General features: G+C 62.7%; 26 protein-coding genes. 17 read left to right on the top strand and 9 right to left on the bottom strand.

Annotated features, from left to right (window positions below; genetic code table 11):
* Positions 1-214: 214 nt before the first annotated feature.
* From minC to minE, 3 genes are read left to right on the top strand one after another with little or no spacing between them, the layout of a single operon-like run.
* Positions 215-964: a septum site-determining protein MinC gene (gene minC / locus AC3IQ7_RS02050; protein WP_489208221.1), complete on the top strand. Its 750-nt coding sequence runs from the start codon at positions 215-217 to the stop codon at positions 962-964.
* A gap of 37 nt (positions 965-1,001) precedes the next feature.
* On the top strand, positions 1,002-1,817 hold the full coding sequence (gene minD / locus AC3IQ7_RS02045; RefSeq protein ID WP_034783730.1) for a septum site-determining protein MinD: 816 nt from the start codon (positions 1,002-1,004) through the stop codon (positions 1,815-1,817).
* 1 nt (position 1,818) lies between these two features.
* Positions 1,819-2,070 (top strand): cell division topological specificity factor MinE, encoded by a 252-nt coding sequence (minE, locus tag AC3IQ7_RS02040; protein ID WP_034752886.1) that lies wholly within the window; start codon positions 1,819-1,821, stop codon positions 2,068-2,070.
* A gap of 3 nt (positions 2,071-2,073) precedes the next feature.
* On the opposite strand, the gene AC3IQ7_RS02035 is transcribed toward minE, so the two are convergent.
* On the bottom strand, positions 2,074-2,577 hold the full coding sequence (locus AC3IQ7_RS02035; protein WP_099377769.1) for a hypothetical protein: 504 nt from the start codon (positions 2,575-2,577) through the stop codon (positions 2,074-2,076).
* 168 nt (positions 2,578-2,745) lie between these two features.
* Here AC3IQ7_RS02035 and AC3IQ7_RS02030 point away from each other — a divergent pair, with 168 nt between their 5' ends.
* The 7 genes from AC3IQ7_RS02030 (at position 2,746) to AC3IQ7_RS02000 (ending at position 10,333) form a co-directional block, all read left to right on the top strand.
* Positions 2,746-3,435, top strand: a complete 690-nt coding sequence (locus tag AC3IQ7_RS02030; protein WP_046681910.1) for a response regulator transcription factor — start codon at positions 2,746-2,748, stop codon at positions 3,433-3,435.
* An 81-nt stretch (positions 3,436-3,516) separates the two neighbouring features.
* Entirely contained in the window at positions 3,517-4,791 is a 1,275-nt protein-coding gene (gene hemA / locus AC3IQ7_RS02025; protein ID WP_099377768.1) for a glutamyl-tRNA reductase, read from the top strand.
* 96 nt (positions 4,792-4,887) lie between these two features.
* On the top strand, positions 4,888-5,964 hold the full coding sequence (gene prfA / locus AC3IQ7_RS02020) for a peptide chain release factor 1 (protein ID WP_099377767.1): 1,077 nt from the start codon (positions 4,888-4,890) through the stop codon (positions 5,962-5,964).
* A gap of 124 nt (positions 5,965-6,088) precedes the next feature.
* Positions 6,089-6,607, top strand: coding sequence for a disulfide bond formation protein B (locus tag AC3IQ7_RS02015; RefSeq protein WP_489208220.1), 519 nt, complete (start codon positions 6,089-6,091; stop codon positions 6,605-6,607).
* Positions 6,608-6,617: 10 nt separating this feature from the next.
* Positions 6,618-7,448, top strand: a complete 831-nt coding sequence (gene prmC / locus AC3IQ7_RS02010) for a peptide chain release factor N(5)-glutamine methyltransferase (protein WP_489208218.1) — start codon at positions 6,618-6,620, stop codon at positions 7,446-7,448.
* 214 nt (positions 7,449-7,662) lie between these two features.
* Positions 7,663-9,264 (top strand): glutamate--cysteine ligase, encoded by a 1,602-nt coding sequence (gshA, locus tag AC3IQ7_RS02005; protein WP_489208217.1) that lies wholly within the window; start codon positions 7,663-7,665, stop codon positions 9,262-9,264.
* A gap of 25 nt (positions 9,265-9,289) precedes the next feature.
* A complete protein-coding gene (locus AC3IQ7_RS02000) occupies positions 9,290-10,333 on the top strand; it encodes a histone deacetylase family protein (protein WP_099377764.1) in 1,044 nt (347 codons plus the stop codon).
* 6 nt (positions 10,334-10,339) lie between these two features.
* Here AC3IQ7_RS02000 and AC3IQ7_RS01995 read toward each other — a convergent pair whose 3' ends face one another.
* Together AC3IQ7_RS01995 and AC3IQ7_RS01990 are read right to left on the bottom strand one after the other, a co-directional pair.
* Positions 10,340-11,122, bottom strand: a complete 783-nt coding sequence (locus AC3IQ7_RS01995) for a LytR/AlgR family response regulator transcription factor (RefSeq protein WP_489208216.1) — start codon at positions 11,120-11,122, stop codon at positions 10,340-10,342.
* Positions 11,115-12,374: a histidine kinase gene (locus AC3IQ7_RS01990; protein ID WP_099377762.1), complete on the bottom strand. Its 1,260-nt coding sequence runs from the start codon at positions 12,372-12,374 to the stop codon at positions 11,115-11,117. The genes AC3IQ7_RS01995 and AC3IQ7_RS01990 overlap by 8 nt, the downstream gene beginning before the upstream one ends.
* Positions 12,375-12,659: 285 nt before the next feature.
* On the opposite strand from AC3IQ7_RS01990, the gene AC3IQ7_RS01985 reads away from it, so the two are divergent.
* The 3 genes from AC3IQ7_RS01985 to AC3IQ7_RS01975 all read left to right on the top strand — a co-directional run bounded on the left by AC3IQ7_RS01985 (position 12,660) and on the right by AC3IQ7_RS01975 (position 14,459).
* Positions 12,660-13,085 (top strand): organic hydroperoxide resistance protein, encoded by a 426-nt coding sequence (locus AC3IQ7_RS01985; protein ID WP_099377761.1) that lies wholly within the window; start codon positions 12,660-12,662, stop codon positions 13,083-13,085.
* Between the two features lie 229 nt (positions 13,086-13,314).
* A complete protein-coding gene (locus AC3IQ7_RS01980; protein ID WP_489208215.1) occupies positions 13,315-13,791 on the top strand; it encodes a GNAT family N-acetyltransferase in 477 nt (158 codons plus the stop codon).
* Positions 13,788-14,459 carry a Dph6-related ATP pyrophosphatase gene (locus AC3IQ7_RS01975; protein ID WP_489208214.1) on the top strand — a complete coding sequence of 224 codons (672 nt, stop codon included), beginning with the start codon at positions 13,788-13,790 and terminating at the stop codon, positions 14,457-14,459. Before AC3IQ7_RS01980 ends, AC3IQ7_RS01975 begins: the two co-directional genes overlap by 4 nt.
* 66 nt (positions 14,460-14,525) lie before the next feature.
* On the opposite strand, the gene AC3IQ7_RS01970 is transcribed toward AC3IQ7_RS01975, so the two are convergent.
* Positions 14,526-15,002 (bottom strand): FKBP-type peptidyl-prolyl cis-trans isomerase, encoded by a 477-nt coding sequence (locus AC3IQ7_RS01970; protein WP_099377758.1) that lies wholly within the window; start codon positions 15,000-15,002, stop codon positions 14,526-14,528.
* A 145-nt stretch (positions 15,003-15,147) separates the two neighbouring features.
* The gene (locus AC3IQ7_RS01965; RefSeq protein WP_099377757.1) at positions 15,148-17,025 is read right to left on the bottom strand and encodes a potassium transporter Kup; all 1,878 of its coding nucleotides are present in this window, start codon (positions 17,023-17,025) and stop codon (positions 15,148-15,150) included.
* 238 nt (positions 17,026-17,263) lie between these two features.
* Here AC3IQ7_RS01965 and rarD point away from each other — a divergent pair, with 238 nt between their 5' ends.
* Both rarD and ettA read left to right on the top strand, forming a co-directional pair.
* Complete coding sequence (gene rarD / locus AC3IQ7_RS01960; protein WP_489208212.1) at positions 17,264-18,148, top strand: EamA family transporter RarD; 885 nt, start codon at positions 17,264-17,266, stop codon at positions 18,146-18,148.
* A 93-nt stretch (positions 18,149-18,241) separates the two neighbouring features.
* Positions 18,242-19,909, top strand: coding sequence for an energy-dependent translational throttle protein EttA (gene ettA / locus AC3IQ7_RS01955; RefSeq protein ID WP_034783756.1), 1,668 nt, complete (start codon positions 18,242-18,244; stop codon positions 19,907-19,909).
* A gap of 71 nt (positions 19,910-19,980) precedes the next feature.
* Here ettA and AC3IQ7_RS01950 read toward each other — a convergent pair whose 3' ends face one another.
* Entirely contained in the window at positions 19,981-20,562 is a 582-nt protein-coding gene (locus tag AC3IQ7_RS01950; protein ID WP_034752848.1) for a porin family protein, read from the bottom strand.
* A gap of 235 nt (positions 20,563-20,797) precedes the next feature.
* Between AC3IQ7_RS01950 and AC3IQ7_RS01945 the strand changes: the two genes are divergently transcribed.
* Positions 20,798-21,379: a putative pterin-binding protein gene (locus AC3IQ7_RS01945; protein WP_099377755.1), complete on the top strand. Its 582-nt coding sequence runs from the start codon at positions 20,798-20,800 to the stop codon at positions 21,377-21,379.
* 15 nt (positions 21,380-21,394) lie between these two features.
* Here AC3IQ7_RS01945 and AC3IQ7_RS01940 read toward each other — a convergent pair whose 3' ends face one another.
* Complete coding sequence (locus tag AC3IQ7_RS01940) at positions 21,395-21,757, bottom strand: hypothetical protein (protein ID WP_034783761.1); 363 nt, start codon at positions 21,755-21,757, stop codon at positions 21,395-21,397.
* A 265-nt stretch (positions 21,758-22,022) separates the two neighbouring features.
* Between AC3IQ7_RS01940 and AC3IQ7_RS01935 the strand changes: the two genes are divergently transcribed.
* Positions 22,023-23,477 carry a sensor domain-containing diguanylate cyclase gene (locus AC3IQ7_RS01935; protein ID WP_489208211.1) on the top strand — a complete coding sequence of 485 codons (1,455 nt, stop codon included), beginning with the start codon at positions 22,023-22,025 and terminating at the stop codon, positions 23,475-23,477.
* A gap of 1 nt (position 23,478) precedes the next feature.
* On the opposite strand, the gene AC3IQ7_RS01930 is transcribed toward AC3IQ7_RS01935, so the two are convergent.
* Both AC3IQ7_RS01930 and AC3IQ7_RS01925 read right to left on the bottom strand, forming a co-directional pair.
* The gene (locus AC3IQ7_RS01930; protein WP_489208210.1) at positions 23,479-24,306 is read right to left on the bottom strand and encodes a Rossmann-like and DUF2520 domain-containing protein; all 828 of its coding nucleotides are present in this window, start codon (positions 24,304-24,306) and stop codon (positions 23,479-23,481) included.
* Between the two features lie 9 nt (positions 24,307-24,315).
* Positions 24,316-24,903, bottom strand: a complete 588-nt coding sequence (locus AC3IQ7_RS01925; RefSeq protein ID WP_489208209.1) for a DUF924 family protein — start codon at positions 24,901-24,903, stop codon at positions 24,316-24,318.
* Positions 24,904-24,905: the final 2 nt, after the last annotated feature.

Below are 24,905 nucleotides of genomic sequence, written 5' to 3'. Positions count from 1 at the left end.
GTCAGGGCGCATTCTCGGCTGCTTTCAGAGCGGCGCCCCGGTTTTCCGGGGCGCCGTCCGTTTTTTTTGACATGAAGTAGGTGTTGCCCTGCGGAATAGCACGCGCCAGGCCCCTGATGCTGATTTTTTTGCAGTAGAATGCAAGAAATTTACTGCTCCCATTGTTGCCGTACGGAACATCTGGCCTGCCGCAGTTTCACTTTGATAAATGTTTATGTCCAAAAGCCCGTCGCAGAAGCCTATCGAAATCAAGATTTCCACCGTCGTTGCTGTCTCCGCCATTCTGCATAGCGCCGATACGCAGGCACTCGATGCCGCCCTGCGCGACATGACGGGAGGCGTGGCCGACTTTTTCGAGGACGACCTGGCCGTGCTGGACGTGGCGGCCTTGCCGCCCGGCAGCGTGCCCATCGACTGGGCCGCCCTCGTGGCCCTGCTGAAAAAATACCGTTTGAATGCCGTGGCCGTGCGCAATGCGCCGGCCGACATGTATGACGCCATCCTGGCGCAAGGCTTGAGCCTTGACAGCGGCAAGACGCGCGACGATGCGCCGCCCAAGGATGGTCCCAAGGATACGCCCACGGCCGCCGCCCAGTCCGGCGCCGACGCACAGGTGATGGTGATCGACACGCCCGTGCGGGCCGGCCAGCGCATTTATGCGCGCGGCTGCGACCTGATCATTACCGCCGTCGTCAACAATGGCGCCGAAATCATCGCCGACGGCAGCATCCACGTATATTCCTCGCTGTACGGCCGCGCGCTGGCCGGCGCCTCGGGCAATGCCCAGGCCCGCATCTTCGCGCTGGCCATGGAACCGGAACTGGTCTCGATCGCCGGCGTGTACCGCACGTTCGAGGATGGTTTCCCTGCGGAAATGGCGCGCGGACCCGCGCAAATTCGTTTGGCTGGCGACAGAATCGATATACACTCTGTCAATCCGGTCACTCCTGTGAACCGCTCTTAAGCTGCACAATTCAAGAGATATCTGAAAAGGATTATTTGTGGCAAGAATTATTGTTGTGACGTCCGGCAAGGGCGGTGTCGGCAAGACGACCTCTAGCGCCAGTTTTTCCACTGGCCTGGCCATGCGCGGCCACAAGACAGCCGTGCTCGACTTCGACGTGGGCCTGCGTAACCTCGACCTGATCATGGGTTGCGAACGCCGCGTCGTCTACGACCTGATCAATGTGATCAACAAAGAGGCCACGCTGAACCAGGCCTTGATCAAGGACAAGCACTGCGACAACCTGTTCATCCTGCCCGCCTCGCAAACGCGCGACAAGGATGCCTTGTCGGAAGAAGGCGTGGAACGCGTGTTGAACGACCTGATCAACATGGGTTTCGAGTTCATCATCTGCGATTCGCCGGCCGGCATCGAGCATGGCGCGCTGATGGCGCTGACGTTTGCCGACGAAGCCATCATCGTCACCAACCCGGAAGTGTCGTCGGTGCGCGATTCGGACCGCATCCTCGGCATCCTGCAAGCCAAGTCGCGCCGTGCGCAGACAGGCGGCGAACCGGTCAAGGAACATTTGCTGATCACCCGCTACTCGCCGAAACGCGTGGAATCGGATGAAATGCTGTCCTACCAGGACGTGCAGGAAATCCTGCGCATCCCGCTGGTGGGCATCATTCCGGAATCGGAGCAAGTGCTGGCTGCCTCGAACCAGGGCAATCCGGCCATCCACTTCACGGGCACGGACGTGGCGCAAGCCTATGAAGACGTGGTCTCGCGTTTCCTCGGCGAAGATGTCGAGTTGCGCTTTACCAACTATGAAAAGCCTGGATTACTCCAGCGCATTTTTGGGGCGAAGTGATATGGCCTTGCTTTCTTTCCTGTTCCCCCCCAAGCCGAAGACGGCCACCGCGGCCAAGGAACGCCTGCAGATCATCATCGCCCGCGAACGCAGCGGACGCGATGGTCCGGACTTCCTGCCCGCCCTGCACAAGGAATTGATCGCCGTCATTTCCAAGTACACCAAGGTGAATGCCGACGACATCAAGATCTCGCTGGACCGCCAGGGCAACCTGGAGGTGCTCGACGTCAACGTGGTGCTGCCGGACGCGTAAGCGTTAATCCGGCCTGACCGTGAGCAATTCCTGCGCCACCGCGGCGCAGGCGTTCACGTGCTGGTTGCCGATCTGGCGAAACACGGCGTAGCCAATGGCTGCCGCCACCGCCTGGCCGGCGAACGGCACGAAGCGCGCCACCTGCTTGGTGGCAATCTTGACGCCACTGCGCTTGAGCAGGTGGAGGATCAGTTCGCGCGACACTAGCTTTCCCACCAGCATGCCACCCATGCCCACCGCCGCGCGGTAGGCCATCATTTTGAACTGCGGGTTCAACCGCTCGATCTGCTCGGGCGTGAGACCGAATTCGTGGTTGATATCATTGATCAGCATGGAAAACAGGCCCACGTCGGACATCAGGTCGATGCCGGGAATGGGGATGGCCGAGGCGCCCGCCGACATCATGGCACGCCGCTGCACCAGGCGCCGGCAACGCTCGCGCACTTGCTCGATGTCCGCATGGTTGCCCGGTATCAGGGTCCAATCGGTAGTACTCTTGTCTGGCATGGCCGTTTCTCCGCGAGTAAGGGTAGATGAACAAGTGTAACGTAAAGGCCTGCGCTGCCGATTTCACTGGACACAGTTGCAATCTCTGTTATATTTCACTTGAGCATTCCTTAACATTACGATAAGCAGAGCGGACCGTCTGTTTGTTGCTACACACTCCAGCCCATTATGCGAATTGCCGTACTCGATAGCGACCATAGCCAGGCAGAACTGATCTGCCAGGTGCTCACCGCCGCCGGCCACGCTTGCCACGAGTTTCAGAGTGGCAAGGAAATGCTGGGGCAACTGCGCAAGGACAGTTGCGACATGCTCATCCTCGACTGGCATGTGAGCGATCTGGACGGTGCCGAAGTCTTGCGCCGTGCCCGGGAAAAACTGGCACCCAAGGCACCCGTGTTGTTTATGACCAACAGTTCCGGCGAAGACGACGTGGTGGCGGGCATGACGGCCGGCGCCGACGACTACATGATCAAGCCCCTGCGCCGCAGCGAACTGACCTTGCGTACCCAGGCGCTGCTGCGCGTGGCCTACCCGGCCCAGAATGGCGCCGAGTACCTGCAATTCGGTCATTACACGTTTGAAACCCGCCCCGGCCGCCTGTTGCGCGATGGCGAAGTACTGGACGTGACGCACAAGGAATTCGCACTGGCGCTGCTGTTTTTCCGCAATCTGGGCCGTCCCCTGTCGCGCGCCTACATCCACGAAGCCGTGTGGCAACGCGATACGGCCCTGCCCTCGCGCACCATGGATACCCACGTCTCGCGCGTGCGCAACAAGCTGCAGCTGAAACCGGAACACGGCTACCGCTTGGTGCCCGTCTACAGCTACGGTTATCGCCTGGAAAAACTGGGTGGCTGAACGGCGGCAAACGGCTGACCTGCTCAAAGCGCGGGCACAAAGCGCTATAATGTCGGCATAAGTCATCCCAACAGCCCTGAAATGCAACTGCTCGCCGTCGGCCTCAACCATACCACCGCCCCAGTGTCGCTCCGCGAACAGCTGGCGTTTGCGCCTGAGCACTTGGGTTCGGCGGTGATGGCGGCGCGCACCTGGTTCCAGCGCATCGACTTGCGCGACAACGACGAAGCGGCCATCCTGTCGACCTGCAACCGCACCGAGCTGTATGCGGCCAGCCACGTGCCCAATCCGCTCGACGCGGGCGCGCATTTCCTGGCCGACTATCACAAGCTCAACTACAGCGAGCTGCGCCCCCACTTATATATGCTGCCGCAGCACGATGCCGTGCGCCACACCTTCCGCGTCGCCTCCGGGCTCGATTCGATGGTGCTGGGCGAAACGCAGATCCTGGGGCAGATCAAGGACGCCATCCGCACGGCCGACGAGGCGGGCGGGCTGGGCACGTATCTGCACCAATTGTTCCAGCGCAGCTTTTCCGTCGCCAAGGAAGTGCGCAGCAGCACGGAAATCGGCGCCCACAGCGTGTCCATGGCGGCGGCCGCCGTGCGCCTGTCGCAACGCATCTTCGACAAGATCGCCGAGCAGAACGTGCTGTTCATCGGCGCCGGCGAAATGATCGAATTGTGCGCCACGCACTTCGCGGCGCAAAACCCGAAAAGCATCACCATTGCCAACCGCACCATGGAACGGGGCGAGGAACTGGCGCACCGCTTCAACGGCAAGGCCATCCGCCTGGCGGACCTGCCGGAGCAGCTGCACCAGTTCGACATCGTCATCTCGTGCACGGCATCGTCCTTGCCGTTGCTGGGCCTGGGCCTGGTCGAGCGCGCCATCAAGGCACGCCGCCACAAGCCCATGTTCATGGTGGACCTGGCCGTGCCGCGCGACATCGAAGCGGAAGTAGGGCGTTTGAACGACGTCTTCCTGTACACGGTCGACGACCTGGGCAAGGTCGTGCAGACGGGCCTGGAAAGCCGGCAAGCAGCCGTGGCGCAAGCGGAAGCCATCATCGAGACGCGCGTGCAATCGTTCATGAGCTGGGTCGATGACCGCGCCATGGTGCCCGTCATCCAGCATTTGCATGAAAACAGCGAAGCGCTGCGCCTGCTGGAAGTGGAACGGGCGCGCAAGATGCTGGCCAAGGGCGCCGACATCGACGCCGTCCTGGAAGCGCTGTCGAAAGGCTTGACGGCCAAGTTCCTGCACGGCCCGCAGCAGGCGCTGCACCACGCGCAAGGCGACGAGCGCAAGCAGCTGGTCACCCTGCTGCCGAAACTGTTCCGCCCCCGCCGTTAGCGCAGCCCCGCTGGCCGCCCGCGCGGCCGCCCCCTTGCCCGCCTGCCGGGCGTGCCGGACCCGCACCATCCCTACACTCTTTTACCGCGAATCGCTATGAAACCATCCATGCTGGCCAAACTCGATCAACTGGCGAACCGCCTGGTCGAACTCGACGAACTGCTGATGCACCCGGACGCCACGTCGAACATGGACAGCTACCGCAAGATGACGCGCGAGCATGCCGAACTGGGCCCGCTGGTGGCGCTGTACCATTCCTACCAGGAAGCGGGCAACGATATTACGACAGCGCAAGAGATGTTGTCCGACCCGGACATGAAGGAATTTGCCCAGGAAGAAATCGAGACGGCCAAGGCCACCATGACGCGGCTGGAACGCGAATTGCAAACCATGCTGCTGCCGAAGGATGTCAATGACGAGCGCAATATCTTCCTGGAAATTCGCGCGGGCACGGGCGGCGATGAATCAGCCCTGTTCGCCGGTGATTTATTACGCATGTACACGCGCTTTGCCGAGCGCAACCGCTGGCAGGTGGAACTTGTGTCGGCATCCGACTCCGATCTGGGCGGCTACCGCGAAGTGATCGTGCGCGTGGTGGGCAATGGCGCGTATTCGAAACTGAAATTCGAGTCGGGCGGCCACCGCGTGCAGCGCGTGCCGGCCACGGAAACGCAGGGTCGCATCCACACCTCCGCCTGCACGGTGGCCGTGATGCCGGAAGCGGACGAGGTGGAAGACGTCAACATCAACCCGGCCGACCTGCGCATCGACACCTACCGCGCCTCGGGCGCCGGTGGACAGCACATCAACAAGACGGATTCCGCCGTGCGCATCACCCACTTGCCAACCGGCATCGTGGTCGAATGCCAGGATGACCGCAGCCAGCACAAGAACAAGGCGCAGGCGATGAAAGTGCTGGCCGCGCGCATCAAGGACGTGCAACTGCGCGAGCAGCAGTCGAAGGAAGCGGCCACGCGCAAGAGCCTGATCGGCTCGGGCGACCGCAGCGAGCGCATCCGCACGTATAATTTCCCGCAAGGCCGGCTGACGGATCACCGCATCAATCTGACCTTATATAAGCTGGACTTCATCATGGATGGGGATTTGACGGACTTGACGAATGCGCTGGCGGCAGAGCACCAGGCGGAACTGCTGGCTGCCTTGGGCGATTAAACGCTGACACCGTTGTTGTCGGCTTACGCTACGCTAAGCCGACCTACCGAGTTTGTAGGTCGGCTTAGCGCGCAGCGCGTAATCCGACAGCTTTAAGTAGCGGCTAAGCAATAAAAAACCAGCCTTGTGCGAAAATGACCAGCTCGATTCCATCCACCTCACCGTGTCGCCCATGAAAAATTCACGCACCGTCCTCCTGTTGATCGCCGCCCTGTGTTTCCTGATGCTGGGTGTGGCCATGTATTTGCAGCATGCCATGAACATGGCGCCGTGCCCGCTGTGCGTGATCCAGCGCTACCTGTTCCTCGCCATCGGCATCGCCTGCCTGGCCGGTGCGGCGGCCAACCGTCCGAAAATCGGCGCCGGCATCGGTGTGTTGGCGGCCCTGGGCGGCCTGGGCGTGGGCGCCAAGCATTTGTATGTGCTGGCCAACCCCGGCTTCTCCTGCGGCATCGACCCGGTGGAAACGGCGCTGAACAAGGTCTTCACGGCCGAACTCATGCCCTTCATGTTTGAATCGTACGGCGCCTGCGAAAACGCCGGCGAGCCCTTCCTCGGCCTGTCGATTCCCCAATGGGCATTCGCCTGGTTCGCCATCTTCGCCATCGCCATGCTGTGGACCTTGCTGCGTCGCAAACAATAGCCATTTATCTATGCCAGAAACACTGATCCCCGCCGGCAGCACTGTCGGCGCCCTGCAAATCCGACCCCTGCTCGATCCGCTCGACAACCGCATCCTGCTGGGCCACGCGCTGGGCCTGTCGCGCGTGAGCCTGATTACGCAATCGGAGCGTGTACTCACTCCCGTTGAAGCAGAACGTTTATCAGGCTTGCTGGCGCGCCGCCTGCAGGGCGAGCCGATCGCCTACATCGTCGGCCAGCGCGAATTTTTCGGCCTGCCGTTCGAAGTCAACGACGCCGTACTGATCCCCCGCCCCGACACGGAAGTGCTGGTGGAACTGGCGCTCGAGCGCCTGCCGCCCGGCGGAAGGGTGCTCGACATGGGCACGGGCAGCGGCGCCATCGCCGTCGCCCTGGCGCATACGCGGCCCGATGCCGTCGTCACGGCCCTGGACGTGAGCAGCACAGCGCTGGCCGTGGCGCGCCGCAACGCCAGCGCCAACGGCGTCAACATCACCTTCATGGCCAGCGACTGGTTCGAAGCGCTGGGCACGGAAAAGTTCGACCTGATCGTCTCGAATCCCCCCTACATCGCCAGCGGCGACCGCCACCTGGCCGAAGGCGATTTGCGCTTCGAGCCGACGGGCGCGCTGACCGACCATGCGGATGGCCTGTCGGCCCTGCGCACCATCGTCTCCGGCGCCGCGCGCCACCTGGCGTCCGGCGCCTGGCTGCTGATGGAACACGGCTATGACCAGGCGGCCCAGGTGCGCGAACTGCTGGCCGCTGCCGGCTACAGCAAAGTGCAAAGCTGGCGCGACCTGGCCGGCATCGAAAGAGTCAGCGGCGCCCGCCTGGGCTGACCCATCCACGTGCGCGGGACTTGATCCGGCAACGCGCCAGATCCCCCGCAGTTTGTTAAAATATCAAGCGAATTCCTGACCGAAGCGCCGCCCCCCTTGTGCGGGGCGGACGCTGGCGACGCGGCGTTTTTTGGGCCGGCGCCGACGCATTTGCCAAAATTCGGTTAATCTCAGCACAAATTATTTATATGCTGCACAAGAAAGGAAGCTCAAATTGCCCAACCTGTTGACTCGCCGCCTGGCATTGCTGACTGAAGATGCCAACCGCGCGCTGCTGGGCGGCTTGCGCGGCATCGAGCGTGAAACCCTGCGCGTCGACCACGCCGGCCATCTGGCTTCCACGCCCCACCCCGCCGCCCTGGGTTCGGCGCTGACGCACCCAGAAATCACCACCGACTACGCCGAAGCGCTGCTCGAATTCATCACCCCGGCCGAAGCCGACATCGGCGTCACGCTCGACAAGCTCGACACCGTGCACCGCCACGCCTACAGCCGCCTGGGCAACGAGTTGCTGTGGAGCCAGTCGATGCCGTGCCAGCTGCCGCCCGAAGCGGAAATCGAGATCGCCAACTACGGCAGCTCCAACATGGGCATGCTCAAGCACGTCTACCGGCGCGGCCTGGCCTTGCGTTACGGCAAAGCCATGCAATGCATCGCCGGCATCCATTACAACTATTCGCTCGACGAACAGCTGTGGCAAGTGCTGGCCAACAACCCGGACACCAGCGCCAGCCCGACCCACGCGGCCGCCACGCCGAAAGACGTGCAGTCGGAAAGCTACCTGGCGACGATCCGCAATTTCCGCCGCTACAGCTGGCTGTTGATGTACCTGTTCGGCGCTTCGCCGGCCCTGTCCGCCGGTTTCCTGCGCGGCCGCGCGCACAAGCTCGACACCCTGTCCGACGACACATTGTTCCTGCCCTACGCCACCAGCCTGCGCATGAGCGACCTCGGTTACCAGAACGATGCCCAGTCCGGCCTGCGCCCGCACGAAAACAGCCTGGAAGACTACGTCAACGCGCTCACGCACGCCGTCAACGACCCGTATCCGCCGTATGCGGCGCTGGGCACAAAGAAGGATGGCGAGTGGATCCAGTTGTCCACCAACGTGCTGCAGATCGAGAATGAATACTATTCGACCATCCGCCCGAAACGCGTGATCCGCACGGGCGAGCGCCCGATCCAGGCCCTGTGTCTGCGCGGCGTGCAATACATCGAAGTGCGCTGCATGGATGTCGACCCGTTCGAACCGGTCGGCATCAGCCTGGAAACGGGCCGCTTCCTCGACGCGTTTTTGCTGTTCTGCGCGCTCGACGACAGCGGTCCCATCTCGGCCGAGCAAAGCGCCTGCTACACGAACAATTTCGCCCGCACCGTCAAGGAAGGCCGCAAGCCGGGCCTCACCCTGCGCCGCGATGGCGAAGAGATCACCCTGCAGGCCTGGGGCGAGGAATTGCTGGCGCGCATCGCGCCCGTGGCAGCCTTGCTCGATGCGCGCATTGGCGGCACGCAGCATGCGGACAGCCTGGCGGCACAAGCCATCAAGCTGGCCGACCCGGATGCGACGCCGTCGGCGAAGGTATTGGCCGAGCTGCGCGCCAATGGCGGCTCGTTCGCCGCCTTCGGCCTGCGCCAGAGCGAACGCCACGCCGCCTACTTCCGCGCGCATCCGGCGACGCAGGAACAAAGCGCGTATTTCGACGCGATGGCCGCCAGCTCGCTGGCCGAGCAGCGCGCCATGGAAGCGGCGCCAGCCGGCAGCTTCGACGATTTCGTCGCCGCCTACCGCGCCAGCACCCTGTGTTCGCACACCTGAGCCTGACCTTGCGCAAAGCGCCCCCATGCTGACCTTCTACAATGAATTGCACAGCCAGCACCGGGGCCGCTTCGAAATGTTTCGCGGCACCCTGGTGCCCTGCTTCGAGACGCCGGAGCGGGCCGACATGGTGGTGGCCGAGCTGGGACGGCGCAACCTGGGCCGCATCGTCACGCCGCACGGCGTGCCGCTGACCTCGCTGGAGCGCATCCACACGCCGCGTTACCTGCATTTCCTGCGCCACGCCTGGCACGACTGGCTGGCGCTCGATCCCGACAACGCGGGCAAGGACGCCTTGCCATCCGTCTGGCCCGTGCGCACCTTGCGCAGCGACATCGAACCGGACGACTTCACGGCCAAGCTGGGGCTGTACTCGATGGACAATGGCACGCCGCTGACGGCCGGCACGTGGACGGCGGCCAAGACGGGCGCCGACTGCGCCGTCAACGCGGCGCACGCGTTGCGCCTGGGCGAGCGGGCCACGTTCGCCCTGACGCGCCCGCCGGGCCACCATGCGGGCAGCGATTTCTTTGGCGGCTACTGTTTTCTGAACAACGCGGCCCTGGCCGCACAGCATCTGCTCGACGACGGCGCCCGCAAGGTCGCCATCCTCGATATCGACTACCACCACGGCAACGGCACGCAAAGCATCTTTTACCAGCGCGACGACGTGCTGTTCGCCTCCGTGCATGCCGACCCGCGCAGTGAATATCCGTTTTACCTGGGCCATGCCGATGAAACGGGCAGCGGCGCGGGGCTCGGCTACAACGTCAACTTGCCGCTGCCGGCCGGCAGCACCACGGCCAGCTGGTTCGCCGCGCTGGAAACGGCCTGCCTGCGCATCAATATGTATGCGCCCGATGCGCTGGTGGTCTCGCTCGGCGTGGATACTTTCGCCGGCGATCCGCTGTCGCACTTCGCCCTGCAAAGCGGCGACTACCTGCGCGTGGGCGAACGCCTCGCGCATCTGAACCTGCCCACCGCCTTCATCCTCGAAGGGGGCTATGCGGTGAAGGAAATCGGCATCAATGTCGTCAATGTGCTCGAAGGTTTCGAGACGGCTGACTAAGCCGGCCTACATATTCCGGAACAAGGCCATGAACGGCTGGCTCACGGCCAGGGTTTCCGGCCGCGTTTTCAGGCGCAAGGCGCCGCGCCCCACCTCGTCGCGCGTGACCGACGCCACCATCTTCATGTTGACGATGGTGGAGCGGTGGATCTGCTTGAAGATGGCCGGATCGAGCACGTCGAGCAGTTCGCGGATCGGCTTGCGCAGCAGCGCCTCGCCCTCGGCCGTCATGACGGCCGTGTACTTGGTGTCGGACTGAAAATAGGCGATGTCTTCCACCATGATCAGGCGCGTATCCTTGCCGCTGCTGGCCGTCAGCCACACCAGCGGCGGCGACTTGGCCGCCGCCGGCAAGGCGCTGCTCAATTGCTGCAGCAGGCCGGCCAGCGCGCCGTCGCCGGCCTGGCTCTTGCCGGCCCGTGCCTGCACGCGCTGCAAGGTCGCCTGCAGGCGCTCGCGGGCTATCGGCTTCAATAAATAATCGACGGCGCCGTTATCGAAGGCATCGATCGCGTACTGGTCATAGGCGGTGACGAACACCACCTGCGTGGCGGGACTCGCTTCGAGCGCGCCGGCCGCCACTTCCAGCCCCGTCAAGCCCGGCATGCGAATGTCGAGGAAGGCGATGTCGGGGCGCAGGGCAGCGATGGCCTCGAGCGCCGCGCCGCCGTCGTCGCAGGCGGCGACGATGCGCAGTGCCGGCCACTCTTCGGCCAGCAGGGCCACCAGCGCATCGCGCAGCAGGGCTTCGTCTTCGGCGATGACGCAGGTCATCTCGGGCTTATGCATAGGAAACTCCTTGCGCCGTACTGTCCGGCACCGTGATGGTGGCCGTCACGCCATCGGGGAAATTGGCGACAATGGCAAACGCGGCGGCATTGCCGTAGGTCAGGCGCAGGCGTTCGCGCACATTGCGCAGGCCTATGCCCGTGCCGGCGCCGTCGTCGCTGAACCCCTTGCCGTCGTCGGCCACCGTGACGATCACCGTGCCATTGCCGCTGCGCGCCATGATCCAGATGGTGCCGCCGCCGCTTTTCGGCTCCAGGCCATGCTTGATGGCGTTTTCCACCAGGGTTTGCAGCATCATCGGCGGCAGTTCCGCCTGGCGCAGGTATTGCGGTACCTCAATCTGCAGGTTCAGGCGGCCGCCCATGCGGATTTTCAAAATATCGAGGTAGGCGCGCGCCCGTTCCAGCTCCGTGCCCAGCGTCGACATGGCTTGCTCCGTGCGCGGCAGCGAGTGGCGCAAATACAGGATCAGATTACCGAGCATCTCGTCGGCACGCACGGGGTCGCTGCGCGTGAGCAACTGCGCGCTGGCCAGAGTGTTGTACAGGAAGTGCGGCTCGACCTGCGCGTGCAGCAGGCTCAGCTTGGCCACCGTGAGTTCCTTTTCCGTCACCGTCTGGCGCGCCTCGGCCTGCTCGCCGCGGCGGCGCTGCGCCACGCGGCGCGTCATCGCCCGCGTCACCGCTTCCGCGTTTTCCAGGTTGCTGCCATGGTCGACGAGGAACCAGTCGGTCCAGGCGTTGCGCGCCGGCTCGCAGATCAGGGTCACGCTGCCCGCTTCGCCATTCGGCGTGACGGTGGCGAGGATCTGGTTCGGCCGCGGCTCGAGGAAGCCCAGCAGGCGCATGCGGGGCAAGCCCGTGTGCGTGTAGGGCGCGGCGCGGCGCACTCTAGCCTGCACCTGCAGGCTGTCGCGCGCGCTTTCGACCACTTCGCTGCCCGGCAGTTCGCGGATGGCCGCGTCGATCATGTCGAAGGCCTCGCCCGCCTCGAACGGAATCTCGATCTGGCGGCGCTGGCGGCTCGACAGGGTGCTGGCATTGACGGCGCCGGCGATCAGCCGCACGCGCCGCACATGGGAAAACGCATTCGTGATGACGGCGCTGGCCAGCAGCGCGCCAACGATGACAAAAAATCCTTCCGTCTGCCCGAAGATATAGCGCAAGAAATTCTCGACCAGAATCGCCATGGCGATGATGTAGGTGACCATCGTGGCCAGGGTGATGCGCAGGATAAAGAAGAGGCTAGTCATGATTTTTCCTTGGGGGGTGAAGTGGGGCCAAGCATAACTATCGGCGCCAGCGGCGGTGGCCATTATGCGATGGAAGGGCAATACTGGCGACAAAGGCATCAAAATAAAGCATCAATATGCGCCACATCGAAATAAAATCGCTTGCAATTAAATAGCACACGATATATATTGAGCACATGGACGCCGGCAAGTGCTTCTGCAGACGGAGATCCTGGGGCGACAGCCCACGAAACAAGTAGCACACTATTTAGTCGTTAACTATTTAACTCAACGAGGAAAACCATCATGTCGATCAAACAAGTCCTGTACCGCGCTCAAGCTACCGCCACCGGAGGCCGCGAAGGCCGTGCCGTATCGTCCGACAATGTGCTGGACGTCAAGCTGACCACGCCAAAAGAACTGGGCGGCAATGGCGCCGTTGGCACCAATCCGGAACAACTGTTCGCCGCCGGCTACTCGGCCTGCTTCATCGGCGCCATGAAATTCGTCGGCGGCCGCGACAAGATCGCCGTGCCGGCGGACCTGTCGATCGAAGGCAACGTCGGCATCGGCGCCATCGACACGGGTTTCGGCATCGAAGTGGAACTGAAAATCTCGCTGCCAGGCATGGAACGCGCCGCCGCCGAAGCGCTGGTCGCCGCCGCCCACATCGTCTGCCCGTACTCGAACGCCACGCGCGGCAATATCGACGTTACCCTGACCATCGTATGATGGCACCTGACATAAGCTACTGCGCGTCGCGCTTTGCGGCCGGCGATGCTCACCGTGCTCCAGCACGGTTGCGCTTCTCGGCCACAAATCACTGCCGCTCGCTACGCTTCTGTCAGGCGCGGTAAGCCAGAGGTTTACACATCAAAAGCCACGCTGCCCGAAAGGCAGCGCGGTTTTTTTTCGTCTGCCGCTTTAAAATGGCGCTTTTCCCTGACAACCTGGAACAGCGATGATCGCCTGGCAATGGAATACCTTCGACGAACTCGGCCCCCACGATTTGTACCAGGTGCTGGCCTTGCGCCAGCGCGTGTTCGTCATCGAACAGCAGTGCATTTACCCGGACCTGGACGGCCATGACCAGCAAGCCATGCATTTGCTGGGCTGGCAAACGGTCGATGGCCAGCGCCGGCTGGCCGCCTACCTGCGCGTGCTGGCACCGGGCGCCAAGTATGTGGAAATGTCGCTGGGCCGCGTGCTGACGGCGCCCGAGGCGCGCACCACGGGCGCCGGCAAGCAGCTATTGCTTGAGGGCATCGCGCGCGCCGAACGCCAGCACCCCGGCCACGCCATCCGCATCGGCGCCCAGCACTACCTGGAGCGCTTCTACCAGTCGTTCGGCTTTGTCACCGTCAGCGCACCGTACGACGAAGACGGCATTGAGCACGTCGACATGCTGCGCGCGGTGGCGCCGGGAGCGGCGGCATGACGACGGCCCTGATTTCCTGGAGCGGCGGCAAGGATTCCTGCCTGGCCCTGTGGCGCGCGCGCAACGCCGGCATGGCCGTTCCCCTGTTGATCACGGCCATGGATGAAGACGGCCGCAAGTCGCGCTCGCACGGCGTGCCGCCCGAGCTGCTTGAGGCGCAGGCGGCCAGCCTGGGCGCGCGTCTGCAGCGCTATCACGCCAGCTGGGCCAGCTACGAGGAACAATTCATCGCCATGCTGCGCGCGGCCAAGGCCGAGGGCATCGATCATGCGCTGTTTGGCGACATCGACTTGCAGCCGCACCGCGACTGGGAAGAAAAAGTCTGCGCCGTCGCCGGCCTGACGGCGCACCTGCCCCTGTGGGGCGAAGCACGGCGCGCGCTGGTCGATGAATTTCTCGCCGCCGGCTTCAAGGCCATCGTCGTCTGCATCAATGGCCAGCACTTGCCACGCGCATTTTGCGGGCGCGAGTTCGACGCCGCCTTTTTGGCCGACCTGCCGCCCGGCGTCGACGCCTGCGGCGAAAACGGCGAATTCCACACCTTCGTCTACGACGGCCCCGCCTTCAGCGCACCGGTGGCGCTGCGCCGCATGCAGGTGCTGCAATATGACGCGCCAGCCAATCTGGGCGGCGCCACGTACTACTTCCAGGAACTGGCGCCCGCCTGACTCCGCCGCAAAAGCAAAAAGGGCGACTCCATGGAGTCGCCCTTTATCCGTGCACCTTGCGCGTGCTTACTTTTTATCTACTTTACGCAGCGTGATGTCGAACACGAGGCCGGCGTAAGGCGGGATCACCACCGCACCCGTCGAGTCACGGGTGCCGCCAACGCCATAGCCCAGGTCATACGGAATGAGCAGGCGGCGCGTGCCACCCTCTTGCATGCCGACCAGGCCACGGTCCCAGCCCAGAATCATTTTGCCGATGCCGAGGATAAACGTAAAACTTTTGGGAGGGAGTGTCGCATCGAACTGCGCGCCTTTGCCGTCCGGCTTGCTCGCGTCATACAGCCAGCCCGTGTAGACCACCGTCAAGGTATCGCCCGCGGCGGCAACCGTGCCGGTGCCTTTCACCAGGTCAGGAAAGACGAATTCTTTGACTTGCGTGTTCGGGTCAAGCACGACCGGCTTCTCGGTGTTGGCAGCGGCGCCGCAAGCGGTCAGGGCCACGGCGCAAGCCAGGGTGGCGATCATTTGAAATACCGATTTCATGGTTTCCCTTTAAATATTGGTGTGTGGCTAAGCCCGTACGGTGCGGACCGGTACGGGCTGGAGTTTAACAGGACTCGCGTAGCCCATTTGTAAGCAGACGTAAGCAAGGCAATAAATGTGTCTCGATGCAACGTTGACACAATATCTATATTTCCACCTGCGTGCCCAGTTCGATCACCCGGTTACTCGGAATCTGATAGTAGTCGGCCGCCGTGCGCGCATTGCGCGACATGGTGACGAACAGGTGCTCGCGCCACGGCATCATGCCGGCACCGGGCGTCGAGATGATGGTCTGGCGCGCGATGAAGAACGACGTCTCCATCATCTCGAAATCGAGTCCCTGCTGCGCGCATTGCGCCAGCGCGGACGGGATGTCCGGCTCATCCTTGAAGCCGTAATGCACATTCACCTGGTAGCACTGGTGGCCCAGATCCACCACGCGCACGCGCTCCGATGGCGCCACCCACGGCTCTTCATGCATGAAGACAGTGAGGAAGATCACCCGTTCATGCAACACCTTGTTGTGCAGCAAGTTATGCAGCAGCGCATGCGGCACGCCATCCGTTTCGCCACGCAGGAAGATGGCCGTGCCCGGTACGCGCAGCGGCGGCGCGATGAACAGCGACGAGAGGAAATCGTCGAGCGGAATCGCATGCTTTTCCAGATTCTGGAACACCAGTTGGCGGCCCCGCTTCCAGGTCAGCATGACGATGAACAAAATCGAGCCCAGCAGCAGCGGGAACCAGCCGCCATGGAACAGTTTCAGGGCAGTCGCCGATACCAGGTTGACGTCGATGATCAGGAAAAATCCCGTGGCGGCCCAGCACAGGGCCAGGTTCATCTTCCAGCGGTAGCGGATGACGAAGAAGGTCAGGATGGTGGTCGACAGCATCGTGGCCGTGACGGCGATGCCGTAGGCGGCGGCCAGGTTTTCCGAGGAACCGAAGCCGATGACGGCCAGCAACACCACGGCCAGTTGCAGCCAGTTCACGGCAGGGATGTAAATCTGCCCGATTTCGCTTTCCGACGTGTGGCGCACGCGCATGCGCGGCAAGAAGCCCAGCGCGATCGCTTGCTTGGTCATCGAGAAGGTGCCGGAAATGGTCGCCTGCGAGGCAATCACGGTGGCCATGGTCGACAGGATCACCAGCGGATACACGCTCCACGCGCCCAGCTGCTGATAAAACGGATTCGAGACGGCTTCCGGATGGGCCAGCAGCAAGCCGCCCTGGCCCAGGTAGTTCAGCGCCAGCGCGGGAAAGGCGATCAGGAACCAGGCCAGGCGGATCGGCTTCTTGCCGAAGTGGCCCATGTCGGCGTACAGCGCCTCGGCGCCCGTCAGCGCCAGCACCACGGCGCCCAGGGCAACGAAGGCGACAAAACCGTTATTCATCAGGAAAGTGGCCGCGTGCAGGGGATTGAGCGCGGCCAGGATGGCCGGCGACTTGATGATGTTGACCACGCCCATGCCCGCCAGCGCGGCAAACCACAGCACCATGATGGGGGCAAAATAGCGGCCGATGCCGGCCGTGCCATGCGACTGCACCGAGTACAGCGCCACCAGCACCACCATCGTCAGCGGCACCACATACGGACTGAAGGCGGGCGTGGCCACTTCCAGGCCTTCGATCGCCGACAGCACGGAAATGGCCGGCGTGATCACGCTGTCGCCATAGAACAGGGTGGCGCCGAAGACGCCGATCACCATCAGCGGGAAATGCCAGCGCGACAGGCGGCTGACGGACGACAGCACCAGCGCCATCAGGGCCATGATGCCGCCCTCGCCACGGTTGTCGGCGCGCAACACCAGGGTCACGTACTTGAGCGAGACGATCAGGGTCAGGCCCCAGAAAATCAGCGAAACGATGCCCAGCAGGTTTTCATGCGAGAGCAACAGGCCATGGGCGGGGTCGAAGACCGTTTTAAGTGTGTACAGCGGACTGGTGCCGATATCGCCGTAAACGATGCCCACGGCCGCCAACGTCATGCCGGCAAGGCCGCTTTTTTTATGTTCCGACGTCAAGGTTGCACCCGTTTTTGTTTTGTTGCATCGCACAATATGATAGGTATTAGCAAATAGCAAGAGTATTTTTGCATGGTTCCGCAGCTGCCCCAAAGTCGTGGTTTTGTGCCGCTCCGCCTTGCTGCGCGGGCTTGCGGCCATTGATTTGTTGCCATTCTACGCCTCGCCAGCGGCGCCGGGCAGCCCCCGATGTTTTCAGCCATAATGACAGACTGTCTACTCTCCAGCGAAGCCCATCATGAATCCAGGCATGTTGTACGCCTCCCTCGCCTTCCTGTGCTGGGGCCTGTTCCCCCTGTACTTCCACGCCATCGGCGAGATTGCACCACAGGAAATCCTAGCGCACCGCATGGTCTGGTCGCTATTGTTCCTCGGCGTCGTGCTGACCGTGCGCCGGCAGTGGAGCTGGCTGGGCAGCCTGAAAGCGCAGCCCAGGGTGGTGGCCAGCTTCGTCGCCAGTGCGTTTTTACTCTCCGCCAACTGGTTCATCTATATCTGGGCCGTCAACAACGGCCACGTGGTCGACGCCAGCCTCGGCTACTTCATTACGCCCCTGATCAACGTCATGCTGGGCTTTTTGCTGCTGCACGAACGCCTGCGCCGCCTGCAGTGGCTGGCCATCGGCCTGGCCGCCTGCGGCGTGGCCTGGCTCACGTGGCAAGCGGGGCAAGTGCCGTGGACCGCCCTGCTGCTGGCGGCCACCTTCGGCGGCTATGGCTTGCTGCGCAAGACGGCCGCGCTGGGCGCGCTGGAAGGCCTGTCGTTCGAAACATTGATTCTGTTCCCGCTGGCACTGGCTTACATGCTGTGGCTGGGCTGGCATGGCCAGAGCGGCTTCGTCAATACAGATTCCACCGCCACGCGCGCGCTGCTGCTGGCGTCCGGCCCCATCACGGCCATTCCCCTGCTGCTGTTTGCCGCCGGCGCGCGCCGCCTGCCGCTGGCCGTGCTGGGATTGTTGCAATACATCGCTCCCACGGGCCAGTTACTGATCGGCGTGTGGGTCTTCCACGAATCGTTCACGCCCGAGCGCATGCTGGGCTTCCTCGTCATCTGGACGGCGCTGGGCCTATATGCGGCTGAAGGGCTGTGGAGCAGCCGCCGCGCGCGGCTGGCTGCGTAATCCGGTTTTACCCGCCCCGGCAGCGCGCAGCGCTGGCCGGAAGCGGGCGTTTACCGTATCCTGTCCGTCTTTGTATATCACCCGAGATTTCTAATGGCAAATTACGTCTACACCATGAATCGCGTGGGCAAAATCGTCCCGCCCAAGCGCCAGATTCTGAAAGATATTTCCCTGTCCTTCTTCCCAGGCGCGAAGATCGGCGTGCTGGGCCTGAACGGCTCCGGCAAATCGACCCTGCTGAAAATCATGGCAGGCATCGACACCGACATCCAGGGCGAAGCCGTGCCGATGCCGGGCCTGAACATCGGCTACCTGCCGCAGGAACCGCAGCTGGACCCGGAAAAAACCGTGCGTCAGGAAGTGGAATCGGGCCTGGGCGAAGTGTTTGAAGCGCAAGCCAAGCTGGAAGCCGTATACGCCGCGTATGCCGAGGAAGACGCCGATTTCGACGCCCTGGCCACGGAACAGGCACGCCTGGAAGCGATCATTTCGACGTCCGACGGCGGCAATCTGAATCTGCAGCTGGAAATGGCCGCCGACGCGCTGCGCCTGCCGCCATGGGACGCCAAGGTCGGCGTGCTGTCCGGCGGTGAAAAGCGCCGCGTGGCGCTGTGCAAGCTGCTGCTGTCGAAACCCGACATGCTGCTGCTCGACGAACCGACCAACCATCTGGATGCGGAATCGGTCGACTGGCTGGAACAATTCCTGCTGCGCTTCCCCGGCACCGTGGTGGCCATCACCCATGACCGCTACTTCCTCGACAACGCGGCAGAGTGGATCCTGGAACTGGACCGCGGCAGCGGCATTCCATGGAAGGGTAACTACTCGACCTGGCTGGAGCAGAAGCAAGCCCGCCTGAAGCAGGAAGAATCGACGGAATCGGCGCGCCAGAAGGCGCTGCAGAAGGAATTGGAATGGTCGCGCCAGAACCCGAAAGCGCGCCAGGCCAAGTCGAAAGCCCGCCTGGCCCGTTTCAACGAGTTGTCCGAGCACGAATACCAGAAGCGCAACGAAACGCAGGAGATCTTCATTCCCGTGGCCGAACGCCTGGGCAATGACGTCATCGAGTTCAAGAACGTGTCGAAAGCGTTCGGCGACCGTTTGCTGATCGACAACCTGAGCTTTACCGTGCCGCCAGGCGCCATCGTCGGCATCATCGGCCCCAACGGCGCCGGTAAGTCGACCCTGTTCAAGATGATCACCGGCAAGGAACAGCCGGACAGCGGCGAAGTGGCCATCGGCCAGACGGCGCGCGTCTCCATCGTCGACCAGAACCGCGATAGTCTCGCTGACAACAAGTCCGTGTTCGAGGACGTCTCCGGCGGCGCCGACATGCTGACGGTCGGCCGCTTTGAAATGCCGTCGCGCGCCTATCTGGGCCGCTTCAACTTCAAGGGTTCGGACCAGCAAAAAATGGTGGGCAACCTGTCCGGCGGTGAGCGTGGCCGTCTGCACCTGGCGAAAACCCTCTTGATGGGCGGCAACGTCCTGCTGCTCGATGAACCGTCGAACGATCTGGACGTGGAAACCTTGCGCGCGCTGGAAGACGCCTTGCTGGAATTTGCCGGCAGCGTCATGGTCATTTCCCATGATCGCTGGTTCCTCGACCGTATCGCCACGCACATCCTGGCCTTCGAAGGCAATTCGCAAGTCACCTTCTTTGACGGCAACTATCAGGAATACGAAGCCGACAAGAAGAAACGTCTGGGCGAAGAAGGCGCGAAACCAAAACGTATCCGCTACAAGCCCTTGACCACGTAATTTCGGTCCGGCCATGCAAAAAGGCAGTTACCTCGCGGTAACTGCCTTTTTTTCAGCAAACTTCCGGTGAATTAGAAGTTATAGCGTGCGCCAAGGGCCAGGCCGGTAGCCTTGCGGCCCTGGTCGGCGCTCTTGCCGAAGTGTTCCACTTCCGCCGTCAGCGAGACTTTCTCGTTGATCGCGTACTGGGCGCCAACGGAAGCGTACACGCCCGTCTTGTCGTTGCCGCTGATGCCGGTCGACAGGCCAGTGCCGCTCAAGCTGTTCTTGACCTTGGCCACACCGAGCTTGCCGAACACGCCGACCTTGTCGGTCACGGGCATGGTGGCCTTGCCGGCCAGGTAGTAGCCGTGCGAATCGCTTTTCACGGAACCGTTGCCGGCGCCGGTGACATAGCTGTAATCCTTGCTGCCGAAATCGGCATAGCCGCCTTCGACCGCCCAGGTTTTATCGAAATCGTAACCGGCGAAGATCTTGGCGCCGGCCTTGTAGCCGCTGTGATTATCGGCGCTGGTGGCGCCAGGAATATCGAAGTTATAACGGTTGCCCGTGACGCCAGCACCCACATACGCGCCTTCGGCGTGGGCGGCGCTCATGCCGGTCAGTGCGGTAACGGAAGCGATCATTGCAAACAGGATTTTCTTCTTCATCATGTTCTCTCTCTCAATTAGTTAATGTTCCTAGATTCGTGCCTGGATTCGCAGTTCAGCGAAGTGCGATGAGGACACAATAACAGCCGAAAAAAGCTACGTCTTTCTTCATTCCGTAAGAACTGTGACAAGATGTAAGTCAGCATTCCAAACTGACAATAACCGTACAATGCGCACCGTTGAGCGAACTTAAGATAGACTTAAGAGCATTAGCGATTTCAGTCCAGAGGAGAAGTGCATGCACAAACGTCAGTTTCTCGCCGCCGCCATGGCCGGCGCGGCCCTGCCCGCCATCGCCCGGGCGGCGCCCGCCGGCCTGCGCGGTCCTGCCCTGCTGACCATCACTGGCAGCATCGACAAGCCGAACCGCGGTCCATTCGACGCCGTGCGCGACCAGATGATGCACAAGCAAAAGATCAGTTTTGAGCGGGCGCGGGCCTTCGACTTTGCGGCGCTGGCGAACTTGCCGGCGCGCACCATCCACCCCACCCTGGAATACGATGGCAAGGCACACGCCCTGCGCGGGCCGTTGCTGGTCGATGTATTGAAGGCGGCGGGCGCGCCCGAGGAAGATGCCGTGCGGCTGCTGCTGCGCGCCGTGGATGGCTATGCGGCGGCGCTGACCATGGCGCAGGCGCGCGCACAGCGTTTTATTGTCGCCACCCACCTGGACGGGCAGGCGATGGCGCTGGGCGGACTGGGACCGCTATGGGCGATCCACGATGCGGACCGCATCGCGGCCGTGGCGGCCCTGCCCCTGGCCGAACGCTACACCAGCTGCCCGTGGGCGCTGTATCACATTGGCGTGGAGGCGGGTTGAAGCGGTTGAGGCAGATTAAGCGTAGGCTTCCGCCATCGACATCACGCGTGGGGCGATAGCAATGCCATGCTCCTCGAACAGCGCCGTGATGGCCGCCAGGTTGTGCGTGCACTCCTCGGTTTTCCAGCCCTTGAAGATATCCGTGCCATCCTTCTGGAAATGCAGGTCCAGCACTTTGCCCGCATCCTTGTGCAGATAAGGCGAACTATAGGTGTTCTCGAAGCCGAGCGCCTTCAATTGTCCCAGCAAGGCAAGGGGTGGATGGTCGGGATCGGTGGCGAGAAAAATGCCGAAGGTCTTGCCCGGTGGTTTGGCGGCGATGTCGACCTCGTAGATGCCGGGGGCCTTGCTGACAGACGTACTCTTTAAAAATAACATACAACACTCCCTGCGCGTAATGTCCCGCGCCTGAAACGGGCGGCAAGACAGGGGCGGTGCGCAATGATTCCCCTCGTCAAATCTTATTGCTAATTGGCATCTTTGTCGACAAATCGGCACTTTTATTTGGTAAGTCGTGGTTATCTTGTCGCGTTCGCCAGCGTAAATTATCAATAAAGCCAGTTATCATTGCGCCAATACCCGGCCTGCTGCATACTTTTGGCTTGCCTCACGATTGCCTTCCCGCCGGCCACCCCTCGTCTCCATGCGTCTTCTGTCGATCAAGTACCGCCTGCTCATCCTCCTCACCCTGATCCTGGGGGCGGGCTTCATGGCCACCAGCCTGGCCAGCTACCTGGCCTCGCGCCAGGCCATCGAGCATGGCATCGCCGACCAGACCCTGCCGCTGACGGGCGACAATATCTATTCGGAAATCCAGAAGGACATGCTGCGTCCCGTCTTCATTTCCTCGCTGATGGCGCACGACACCTTCGTGCGCGACTGGATACTGGCCGGCGAAAACAAGCCGGAACAGATCGTGCGCTACCTGGCCGAGGTCAAGAAGAAGTACGGCGCCATCACCAGCTTTCTCGTCTCGGACAAGAGCAGCAAATATTACTATGCGGAAGGCACCCTGAAATCCGTCAGCCCACAGGCCACGCGCGACATCTGGTACTACCGCGTACGCGCCATGGAGCAGACCGATTACGAGACGAATGTCGACGTGGACATGGCCAACCGCGACAGCATGACCATCTTCATCAACCACCGCGTTTATGATTACGATGGCCAGTTCATCGGCGCTACCGGCATCGGCCTGACCCTGGCGACCATGAGCCACATCATCGACCGCTACCAGGCGCGCTTCCACCGCAACATCTATTTTGTCGACGGCGCCGGCATGCTGGTGTTGGCGGGCAAGACCATGCGCAACGGGCACGGCAACATCCGCAGCCTGCCCGGCGTGAACGCCATTGCCGAGCAGATCATCAACCACCAGAGCGAACCGACGCATCTGTCGTACCAGCTGGGGCGCGCGCAAATCCTCGTCAATTCGCGCTTCATTCCCGAACTGGGCTGGTACCTGGTGGTCGAGCAGAATGTCAGCGACGAAGTCCAGTCGCTGCAGCGCGTCTTCATCTTCAACCTGGCTATCAGCTTTGGCGTCACCCTGCTGGTACTGCTGTTGACCTTGCTAACGGTGAACCGCTACCAGCGCCGCATCGAACGCATCGCCTCGACGGATGCACTGACGGGGCTATTGAACCGCCAATCGCTGGAATTGCTGTTCCAGCGCGCCATGCTCTTGTCCAAACGCAACGAACAACCGATGTCCGCCATCCTCTTCGACATCGATTTCTTCAAGCGCGTCAACGATACCCACGGCCACCTGTGGGGCGACAAGGTCATCCGGGGCGTGGCCGACGTGGCGCGCGCCACCGTGCGCGAAAGCGACGTCATCACGCGCTGGGGCGGCGAGGAATACCTGGTGCTGCTGAATAACTGCAGCCTGGCGCAAGCGGCGGAAGTGGCGGAAAACCTGCGCGCCGCCATCGAACGCCACGATTTCGGCCTGCCCGCGCCGCAGCTGCCCGTGACGATCAGCCTGGGCGTGGCCGAGTACCGGCCGGAGGAAAGCGAATCGGCCTTCTTTTCGCGCGCCGACAGCGCCTTGTATCAGGCCAAGCATCACGGCCGCAACGGCGTGCACGCCGCCTGAGTCACCCCCCGCGCTTGCGCCTGGCCAAATCCTGCGTGGGCGCCACCAGCGCCCGGTACAACTCGCCCGTGGCGGCATCCCAGCTTTGCACGGCCAGTTGCTGGCGTTGCACGGTGGCCGAGTCGCCGCGCACGATGGGACCGGACAGCGCGGGCGCGGCGCCCAGACGGAATACATTCGCCACCGCTTCCGTCACCAGGGGCTGCGCCAGTTCGCGCGCCACCGGCTCGGGAATACCGGCCGCCTGGTAGGCGCGCAAGGCCGCGTCGAGCACCGTCACCAGATAATTGCTGGCGAAGACGGCGGCCGCGTGATACAGGGTCTTGGCGGCCGGATCGATGGGAACGGGGCGCGCGCCGATGGCGTTCAAGGCCGGCGTGAGGAAGGCCAGCGCCAGCGGGTCGCCTTCGACGCCGCAAAACGTGCCGTCAAAGGTGACGGCCACTTGTGCCGGATCGGCAAAGCTGCGGATCGGGTGGGCGCTGGCGACAAACGCGCCGGCCTGCGTGGCCGCCAGCAGCACGTTCGAGGCCAGCGCGCCGCTGCAGTGAAACACGATGGCGCCCGCCTGGCGCCCTTCGGCCACCAGCGCCGCGCAGGCCGGACCGATCTGGTCGTCGGAGACGGCCAGCATGGTGACGTCGGCGTGGCGCAAGGCCGCATAGCTGTCGACGGGGGTTCCGGCGCCGATGAAGGCCACGGCCGCTTGCGCCGAGGCCATCGAGCGCGTGAGCACGTCCTGCACGGCGACACCTTCCACGTCGGCGAACAAACTGCCCAGCACGCGGCCCACGTGGCCGGCGCCGATGATATTCAAAGTGACGTTCATGATGATTTTCTAGAAGCTCGATCCCGGCTGGCGCAGAAATTCCACCTCTTGCGGCGTGGAAGCGCGGCCCAGGATGGCGTTACGGTGCGGGAAACGGCCAAAGCGGGCGATCACTTCCTGGTGGCGCTCGGCATAGTCGAGCATGCCGTCAAAACCGGGCCGCGCCTGTGACAGCAGCTGGAACAACTCGACGGCACGCGCCTGCATGGCCAGGTCTTCCGCGTGTTCGAACGGCAGGTAGACAAAAGCGCGCAGCATCGGCGGCAATTGCCCGTCCTGTCCCGCTTGCGTCAAGGCGATGGCCAGCGCCAGCGCCCGGGTATCGCCGGCAAAGGCGCGCGGCGTGCCGCGATACACATTGCGCGTGAATTGATCGAGCACGATGAGGCGCGCCAGCGCGCCGTGCGGCGTCGCATCCCATTCACGCAAGCCGCCGTCGATGGCGGCATCGATCAGCGCGCCGAAACGCTCGCGTATCTGCGCGTCAAAGCCGTCATCCTTGCGGAACCATTCCATGCGCGACTGGCCATAATCCGGGTTATCCGGCGGCAGGAACCAGAAATCGAGTACCGCTTGTGCCTGTGCATCCATATTCATTC

The sequence above is a fragment of the Janthinobacterium sp. GL_088 genome (genome assembly GCF_057837845.1).
This window is presented reverse-complemented; position numbering and strand designations above follow the sequence as displayed.

What these genes read in the sequence shown, in the direction of transcription:
- minC (WP_489208221.1), top strand. Translation starts at nt 215, where the DNA reads ATGTCCAAAAGCCCGTCGCAGAAGCCTATCGAAATCAAGATTTCCACC.
- minE (WP_034752886.1), top strand. Translation starts at nt 1,819, where the DNA reads ATGGCCTTGCTTTCTTTCCTGTTCCCCCCCAAGCCGAAGACGGCCACC.
- AC3IQ7_RS02035 (WP_099377769.1), bottom strand. Translation starts at nt 2,577, where the DNA reads ATGCCAGACAAGAGTACTACCGATTGGACCCTGATACCGGGCAACCAT.
- AC3IQ7_RS02030 (WP_046681910.1), top strand. Translation starts at nt 2,746, where the DNA reads ATGCGAATTGCCGTACTCGATAGCGACCATAGCCAGGCAGAACTGATC.
- hemA (WP_099377768.1), top strand. Translation starts at nt 3,517, where the DNA reads ATGCAACTGCTCGCCGTCGGCCTCAACCATACCACCGCCCCAGTGTCG.
- prfA (WP_099377767.1), top strand. Translation starts at nt 4,888, where the DNA reads ATGAAACCATCCATGCTGGCCAAACTCGATCAACTGGCGAACCGCCTG.
- prmC (WP_489208218.1), top strand. Translation starts at nt 6,618, where the DNA reads ATGCCAGAAACACTGATCCCCGCCGGCAGCACTGTCGGCGCCCTGCAA.
- AC3IQ7_RS02000 (WP_099377764.1), top strand. Translation starts at nt 9,290, where the DNA reads ATGCTGACCTTCTACAATGAATTGCACAGCCAGCACCGGGGCCGCTTC.
- AC3IQ7_RS01995 (WP_489208216.1), bottom strand. Translation starts at nt 11,122, where the DNA reads ATGCATAAGCCCGAGATGACCTGCGTCATCGCCGAAGACGAAGCCCTG.
- AC3IQ7_RS01990 (WP_099377762.1), bottom strand. Translation starts at nt 12,374, where the DNA reads ATGACTAGCCTCTTCTTTATCCTGCGCATCACCCTGGCCACGATGGTC.
- AC3IQ7_RS01985 (WP_099377761.1), top strand. Translation starts at nt 12,660, where the DNA reads ATGTCGATCAAACAAGTCCTGTACCGCGCTCAAGCTACCGCCACCGGA.
- AC3IQ7_RS01980 (WP_489208215.1), top strand. Translation starts at nt 13,315, where the DNA reads ATGATCGCCTGGCAATGGAATACCTTCGACGAACTCGGCCCCCACGAT.
- AC3IQ7_RS01975 (WP_489208214.1), top strand. Translation starts at nt 13,788, where the DNA reads ATGACGACGGCCCTGATTTCCTGGAGCGGCGGCAAGGATTCCTGCCTG.
- AC3IQ7_RS01970 (WP_099377758.1), bottom strand. Translation starts at nt 15,002, where the DNA reads ATGAAATCGGTATTTCAAATGATCGCCACCCTGGCTTGCGCCGTGGCC.
- rarD (WP_489208212.1), top strand. Translation starts at nt 17,264, where the DNA reads ATGAATCCAGGCATGTTGTACGCCTCCCTCGCCTTCCTGTGCTGGGGC.
- ettA (WP_034783756.1), top strand. Translation starts at nt 18,242, where the DNA reads ATGGCAAATTACGTCTACACCATGAATCGCGTGGGCAAAATCGTCCCG.
- AC3IQ7_RS01950 (WP_034752848.1), bottom strand. Translation starts at nt 20,562, where the DNA reads ATGATGAAGAAGAAAATCCTGTTTGCAATGATCGCTTCCGTTACCGCA.
- AC3IQ7_RS01945 (WP_099377755.1), top strand. Translation starts at nt 20,798, where the DNA reads ATGCACAAACGTCAGTTTCTCGCCGCCGCCATGGCCGGCGCGGCCCTG.
- AC3IQ7_RS01940 (WP_034783761.1), bottom strand. Translation starts at nt 21,757, where the DNA reads ATGTTATTTTTAAAGAGTACGTCTGTCAGCAAGGCCCCCGGCATCTAC.
- AC3IQ7_RS01935 (WP_489208211.1), top strand. Translation starts at nt 22,023, where the DNA reads ATGCGTCTTCTGTCGATCAAGTACCGCCTGCTCATCCTCCTCACCCTG.
- AC3IQ7_RS01930 (WP_489208210.1), bottom strand. Translation starts at nt 24,306, where the DNA reads ATGAACGTCACTTTGAATATCATCGGCGCCGGCCACGTGGGCCGCGTG.
- AC3IQ7_RS01925 (WP_489208209.1), bottom strand. Translation starts at nt 24,903, where the DNA reads ATGAATATGGATGCACAGGCACAAGCGGTACTCGATTTCTGGTTCCTG.